6 protein-coding genes and 1 pseudogene are annotated in these 6,680 nt (G+C 74.3%); 1 reads left to right on the forward strand and 6 read right to left on the reverse strand.

All coding sequences use genetic code 11. The features are described from left to right. From E6P78_RS19335 to E6P78_RS33890, 6 genes and pseudogenes are all read right to left on the reverse strand, one after another. The gene (locus E6P78_RS19335) at nucleotides 1–984 is read right to left on the reverse strand and encodes a hypothetical protein (protein ID WP_136204861.1); all 984 of its coding nucleotides are present in this window, start codon (nucleotides 982–984) and stop codon (nucleotides 1–3) included. Then, complete coding sequence (locus E6P78_RS19340; protein WP_136204862.1) at nucleotides 977–1,531, reverse strand: GAF domain-containing protein; 555 nt, start codon at nucleotides 1,529–1,531, stop codon at nucleotides 977–979. The genes E6P78_RS19335 and E6P78_RS19340 overlap by 8 nt, the downstream gene beginning before the upstream one ends. Further along, a complete protein-coding gene (locus E6P78_RS19345; protein ID WP_136204863.1) occupies nucleotides 1,515–2,390 on the reverse strand; it encodes a S8 family serine peptidase in 876 nt (291 codons plus the stop codon). The genes E6P78_RS19340 and E6P78_RS19345 overlap by 17 nt, the downstream gene beginning before the upstream one ends. Beyond that, nucleotides 2,387–5,539, reverse strand: a complete 3,153-nt coding sequence (locus E6P78_RS19350) for an adenylate/guanylate cyclase domain-containing protein (RefSeq protein ID WP_136204864.1) — start codon at nucleotides 5,537–5,539, stop codon at nucleotides 2,387–2,389. The genes E6P78_RS19345 and E6P78_RS19350 overlap by 4 nt, the downstream gene beginning before the upstream one ends. Next, nucleotides 5,536–5,913: an aroma-sacti cluster domain-containing protein gene (locus E6P78_RS19355; RefSeq protein ID WP_240799276.1), complete on the reverse strand. Its 378-nt coding sequence runs from the start codon at nucleotides 5,911–5,913 to the stop codon at nucleotides 5,536–5,538. Before E6P78_RS19355 ends, E6P78_RS19350 begins: the two co-directional genes overlap by 4 nt. A gap of 3 nt (nucleotides 5,914–5,916) precedes the next feature. Then, nucleotides 5,917–6,063, reverse strand: a pseudogene (locus E6P78_RS33890) (helix-turn-helix transcriptional regulator); the annotation flags it as partial. 222 nt (nucleotides 6,064–6,285) lie between these two features. On the opposite strand from E6P78_RS33890, the gene E6P78_RS19360 reads away from it, so the two are divergent. Continuing rightward, the gene (locus E6P78_RS19360; protein WP_136204866.1) at nucleotides 6,286–6,483 is read left to right on the forward strand and encodes an aroma-sacti cluster domain-containing protein; all 198 of its coding nucleotides are present in this window, start codon (nucleotides 6,286–6,288) and stop codon (nucleotides 6,481–6,483) included. Nucleotides 6,484–6,680: the final 197 nt, after the last annotated feature.

Consider the following 6,680-nt stretch of genomic DNA (forward strand, 5'->3'; position numbering starts at 1 on the left):
TCACCCGCCGCGGCCCGCACCGAGGAAGGCGAGCAGGCTGACGGCCGCCGGGCGGGCGTCGCCGACGGCGGTCCGGTGGAGGTCCCGTACGGTCCGCACGACGGCCCGGGTCACCACGTCGACACCGGCCTTGCGCTCGAACCAGTGCCAGTCGCCGTGCGCGTTCATCTCCAGGAACACGGGCTCGTCCCGGGCCCAGAGGAAGTCGAACGCCCCGTAGACGGCGCTCATCTCCCCGGCGAGGGCGCGTGCCGCCGACGCCACGGCGTCCGGGGGCCGGACCTGCCGTACGCGCACCTCGTCGGGGCGGGCCCAGATGTCCTCGGGGTGCTCCTTGGTCACCTCGAAGGCGTGCAGTTCGTCCCCGGCGAGGTAGACCCGGTACTCGGCGTCGTGCTCGACGTACTCCTGGAGCACCACCGGTGTGCCGCGGGGGAGACCCGGCACACCGGCGAGCCGGTCGCGGTCCAGCACGCGCGGCAGGTACCAGGCGAGCCGGCCGGGCGCCGGCTCCACGTAGTGCCGGTCCAGGACCTTCAGCACGTACCGCTCGGCGGGGAGCAGAACGGCCGCGTCCGCCGGGTCGGTGGTGACCAGTCCGCGCGGGGTGCGCACACCGAGCGCCCGCGCCCGGTCCCGCTGCACCAGCTGTCCCGGGTCGGCCGCGCCGATGGCGGCCGGGGAGGCGAGGGCCAGCTGCTGGGCCAGCGCGGTCCATGCGTCCCGGTACACCATCCGCCCGCCGGCCGCCCCGGCCAACGGCGCGGCTCGCAGGGAGAAGTGGCGCAGCCAGGTCACCGTCGGGGCGAACCGGTGTCCGTCCAGGTTCAGTACGCCGTCGGGCCCTCGGACGGCCCGGACGTCCGCCAGGCCGTCCGCGTCGAGCCGGTGCACGGGCACCCCGATCCGGTGCAGCAGAGCGGCCGCCTCGGTGGCCTCCCCGTCGCCGCGTCTGCTGAGGAGCAGGACGCAGCGCTCAGCCATGGGACGGGGCCAGCAGCGATTCCGCCATCTCCAGGAGCCGCAGGGCCTTGTCGGAACGGTTGCTGGGCTCGGCGGCGCGCAGCCGGGTGAGCAGTTCCAGGCCGATGGCGGCCTGGTCGGCCAGCAGGCCGAGGAGTTCGACGTCGGCCATCTCCCGTACGCCGTCCGCGCCCCGGTCCAGTACCTCCAGGACGCCGACGCACTCGTCGTCGCCGAACAGCGGGGCGGCCATGATGCTGTCGGGCACGTACCCGGTGGAGGCGGCGGCCTCGCCCGAGAAGTGCCGGGACTCGCGCAGGTCGTCGACGAGCATCGACTGCCCGGACGCGGCGACCCAGCCCGCGATGCCGGTTCCCGCCGGGAAGCGCGTTCCGACGAGTTGGCCGTCGCCCTCACCGGCCACGGCCTCGAAGACCAGGTCACCGGTCTCCGGGTCGATGAGGAAGATCGAGGAGGCCGCCGCGCCGAAGACATGGCGCGCGACTTCCACGATGGACTGCAGCAGGCGGCGCTCCGTGGGCGTCGCGGCATCAACAGGGTTCGTCATGCGCATCTCCAAGTCGGCCGGTCGTGTTCCCGGCGCAGAGGAACAGCACCGTCTTGAGCTGGAACGGCGTGAGCCAGGGGTGCTTGCCGAGGATCAGCGCGCACAGGCCCGCGATGTGCGGCGCGGCGAAACTGTTGCCGGTCGAGCGGATGGTGCCGCCACCGGACCACGCCACGGGCACGCGCACGCCGCGTGCGTGGAACTCCACGGGCGGCGCGGGGTTGTAGTAGTACGTCATCGGGTCGTCCTCGTCGTGGCTCGCCACGGAGACCACCGAGGAGAACGACCAGGGATAGCTGGGCACCGGCCGGTTGTGCGCGGAGACGACGAGCGTGCAGCGGCGGAAGTAGGCCCGGTCCACCAGCTCGTGGAGCTGCGCGGTCAGGGCCGGACGGGTCGTCGCCAGGCTCAGGTTGATGACGTCGAAGTCCTGCTCGATGGCCCAGGAGAGCCCGGCGATCAGGGCCGGTCCGCTGCCCGTCTTGCCATCGGTCAGCACCTGGGCGGAGGAGAGCGCGGCTCCGGGCGCGACGGACCGGATCACCCCGGCGCAGGCGGTGCCGTGCCCGGCGCGGTCGGTGGGCTCGCACGGCACCATGCTCACCCCGCCGTCCTCGTCCGGGACGGCCGTCACCGCCTCATCGACCGCCCCGACCATGGGGTGGCCGGCCTCCACCCCGCTGTCCACGACGCACACCCGGACCCCGGAACCGTCTGCCCCGCCCCAGGCCCACTCCGGGCCGACCGAGTCCATCGGGACGGCCGCGAACTCCTGGCGCGCCTGCTCCCGCGTCACGCCCCAGGCCGGCATGCCCGGTGTCAGGGCCCGAGGGGGCCGTCTCCAGGGGGGATCGGTCATCGGCTCTCCTCCAGTCCGGTCAGCCACGCCCGAACGGTCCGGGCGGGGAGTACGGCCTCCTTCGCCGTCAGCGCGGCGAGCGCCCGGCCGACCGCGTGCCGGGCGCGCCCCGGTTCACCGGAGACGGCCAGCACCCGAGCCGCCTCGAACCACACATCGCCGATGAGACAGGGGTCGTCGGTGCCCGCAAGGGCTGCGGTGGCCCGCTCGGCGTCCCGAACCGCCTCCCCGTACGCGCCGTTCCGCGCCCGCACCCGGGCCCGCAGCACCAGCCGCACGGCCCGCGTACGGGTCTCCTCGGGCGGCCCGGCGGCCGGTTCGGCGAGCACGGCCGCGTCCGGACCCGCACAGGCCCCGGCACGGAACCGCTCCCGCGCCGCGTACAGGCGCAGGGTGGCCGCGGTCCGGCTCTGCCCCAGCCCGTCGAGCCCGTCCGCCGCCGCCGTGTAGTGGCCGGCCGCCGCCGGATGCGCGCCGGCCAACGACTCCACGAACCCCTCCGTCTGGTCCGCGGCCAGGATGCCGAGGGCCAGTTGGAGGTCGTCGCAGTGCCTGCGGACCAGCGCGATGTCCTGGCGGGCCGCTTCCACCCGGTCCGACAGGGCCAGATGCCGGGCCCGCGTCAGCAGCACCGGCACCAGCAGGCTCCGGTCGCCGTCGAACCGCCGCACCAGGTCCTCGCAGAGCGCGACGGCCTGCGACAGGGGCGTCGGCGACCACTGCGTCAGCTCGCAGATCGAGGCGAGGATGCGATTGCCCTCATAGGTGTCGCCCAGCCCGCGCGCACGGGCCAGCGCGTCGCGCATGGCGCCCTCGGCGGCCCCGATCCGGCCCTCGGCGAAGCTCCGCAGCGAGGACAGCTGGTGCAGCCGGCACCAGCTCAGATCGTCGGCCGGACCGGGCGCGGCATACCCGGCGCCCGGGGAGTACGGGGCGCCGGCCGACTCCGCTCCGCCCGAGCGCAGCGCGATCAGCTGCCGCAGGATGGCACAGGTGTCCCGCGCCGGCGCGTCCCGCGCGCATCTGCGCTCCGCGTCGGCCACCGCCAGCCGGGCACCGTCCCAGCGGCCCAGCGCGACGTACGCGTCGGTGATACGGGCGGCCAGCACCCGGTGCTGCGGATCGCCGTCCGGGGTGAGGTCGCGGCCCCGTTCCATCAGCGAGACGGCGGCCGGCAGATCGCGGCGGTGCAGGGCCAGATACCCGGCGGCCACCAGGGCGCGGGCGGCGCGCCCGGTCAGCGCGGGCAGTCCGGGGTCACCCGGATCGGCCTCGGACCGCAGCCGGCGCGCGGACTCAAGATGGTGGGCGAGGTCCCCCTCCGCCGCCGGACCCGGTACGGCGGCGCGCGGCGCCCGGCCCTCGATCCGGTCCGCGAGCGCGGTGTGCCAGTCCGCCCGCCGGGCCTTGGACGTCATCTCGTACACGGTGTCCCGGGCCAGCGCGCGGGTGAACCGGTACGTGCCGGGCGGGCCGTACAAGTGGATCACCCCGGAGTGCAGCAGCCTGCCCAGCGCGTCGTCCAGGACCCCGCCGGCCAGTGCAGGTTCGTCCCCGGCGAGCGTGCGCACGTCCTCGGCGGTGAACGAGCCGCCCGCCCCCGCCGCGCGCTCCAGCACGGCCCGGTCGGTGGCCGGCAGCCGGTCCAGCGAGGCGGTCAGCAGGACCCGGATCGAGGTGGGGACGCCCTGGTCCACGGACCGGTGGCCGGCCGGGTCCTCCATCAGCAGTTCGGCGAAGAGCGGATTGCCGTCGCACTCCCGGACGACCCGGTCCAGCTCGCCGGCGGTGGCGACCGCCTCCTGCGCGGCGACCTCGGCCCGGTCCGCGAGGAGCCCCACCAGCCGCTCGGTCTCGGCGCGGGGCAGCGCACCGAGCCGCAGTGCGAGGCCCGTGCCGGGCGGCGCCGCCGCGTCGGAGCGGGCCACGCACAGGACCAGCAGCCCGGTGTCGCGGGTCGCCTCGCCCAGGTCCGCCACCATGTCGGTGAGGGTCGGCTGCGCCCACTGGAAGTCCTCCAGGACCAGGACCACCGGGGCGCCCCGGACCCGGCCCAGCGCCTCCAGCAGCCGCCGGAACGCCCACCCGATCTCGTCCACGCTCACCGGAAGCCCGCTCTCGGTGCACAGGCCCAGGGCGACGGCGAGCGCGGTGACGGCGCGGTCCGTGCTCGGGCGCAGCGTCTCCAGCGCGCCCTTCGCCTCCTCCCAGCCACCGGGCAGCGTCCAGACCGCCTCGGCCAGCGGGCGGTGGGCGAGCCCGGCACCGTACGCCTGACACGCGGCCCGCAGCACCACGGACCCCTGATCCGCGCCGTGCCCGGCCAGGAACTCCCGTACCAGGCGGGACTTCCCGACGCCCGGCGCACCGGTGACCGTGACCACCCGGCTGCGGCGCTCCCGGTGGGCCGCCTGTAACTCGCGGACCAGGGCGCCCAGTTCGGCGTCGCGCCCGACGAGCGGCACCAGGTCCTGCCGGCTCGCGCCGTCGAGGACCGCGAGGACCCGCCGGGCGGGGACCGGGTCGCGCTTGCCCTTCACCCGCAGCGGGGCCACAGCCTCCATGCGGACGCGGGCGCCGACCAGGCGGGCCGTCTCGTCGCTCACCAGGATCTCGTGCGGCGCGGCATGCGACTGGAGCCGGGCCGCGGTGTGCACGACATCGCCGACCACACGGGCCGCGCCGCCGAGCAGCCCCGCCACCACGGCCTCGCCCGAGGCGATCCCGCAGTGGGTGTCCAGGCGCGCCTCGGCGGCGGACCCGACGACCCCGGTCCCGATGGCCGTCACCGCCTCCCGCACGGCGCACGCCGCCCGGACCGCGTGCAGGGCGTCGTCCTCATGGGTGACGAACGCCCCGAACACCGCCATCACGGCGTCGCCGATGAACTTCTCGACCACCCCGCCGTGTTCGGCTACGGCCGTGGTGCACGCCGTGTAGTACCGGTCCATCGTGCGCCGCAGCGCCTCGGGGTCCAGGGTCTCGGCGAGCACGGTGGAGCCGACGAGGTCGATGAAGACCGCCGTGACGATTCTGCGGCTGTCCGACGACGGCGTCCCCGCGACGAGCGGGGTGCCGCACACCGGGCAGAACCGGGCCCCGTCCGGCACCGCGGCACGGCAGGAGCCACACCGCACCCCGCTGTTCACAGGAGCTTGAGGTCCTGTCCCTCCACCTCACCGGAGACCGCTTCCAACCGCTCCTTGACGGAGTTGAGGACGCGGACCTCCTGCTCGCTGAGCGCCGAGAGGACCGAGCGCTGCTCCACCGCCAGCAGGTCCACCGGGTGCCCGGCCTCACGAAGGGCGTGCAGGGCGTCGAAGGTCATGGCTACCGGTACCTCGTTCCCGTAGTGCGGCCAGTCGATGGTGACGCCGGCCGGGCCGATCGAGCAGTCCGCGACCGCCGCGGCCGCGAGCGCGCCGATGGTCTCGGGAGCCTCCTGCCCCTTCCGCTCGTCGGCGGGCAGCGGCGGCCAGATTCCCTGGACCAGAACGCCCTGGGCGTACAGTCGCGCAATCAATTCCGTACGGTTGGACGCGCCCGTTCTTCGAAGCATGTTGCATAAGTGGGCCGCCACCGTGTGCGGGCTTATGCAGAGAACTTCGGCGATATCCCGGTTCGAGGAGCCGGCGGCCACGAGCGAAGCGATAAGAATCTCACGCCTGGTCAAACCCTTTACCCCTCATTTCGGTGAGCGAAGCACGGGCCGGCAGAGGAGTTCCGGACTCCCGGCCGTCAGGTTAGCTGTGGGGTCATGTTCCGGACAAGAGCGCCTTGAGGGGGGCCACACGCCCAGCGGATTCATAGTCGATCGAGGGATATGAAGCCGGGGGGCGCCGGAGCAGCCTTGCCGTTGCACCAGCCCGTGACCGTCTCCATGAAGGAGTGACCCATGTCGCAAGCACCCCTCGACGCGCTGCGCAGCGCCGGCACCCCGGTCGACCTGCTGTCGGATTCCGAGCGCGAGGTCTTCAAGGGCCTCAGCCCGGACGAGGTCGCGGTCCTCGGCTCGATCCAGGCCCGGCTCAACGCCGTGTCGGCCGCGGTCGAGGGCCAGGTGAAGGACAACCAGGTCAACGTCCTCTGCTGATTCCAGCCCCGGCACACCCACGCGGCGGGTCCGGCGGCACCGACCGCCGGACCCGCCGCGGAAGACGCGCCGGACCGCCGTCCGCCCGGACACCCAGTGGGAGCGTGATGATGGACCAAGTCAGCAGATACCTGGTGCTGAGCGACCGTGCGTACGCCGACACCACCGGCGTACCGGTACGGCTCGCCTACAGCACC

Source organism: Streptomyces sp. A0958 (assembly GCF_004795035.1).
Classification (GTDB): Bacteria; Actinomycetota; Actinomycetes; order Streptomycetales; family Streptomycetaceae; genus Streptomyces.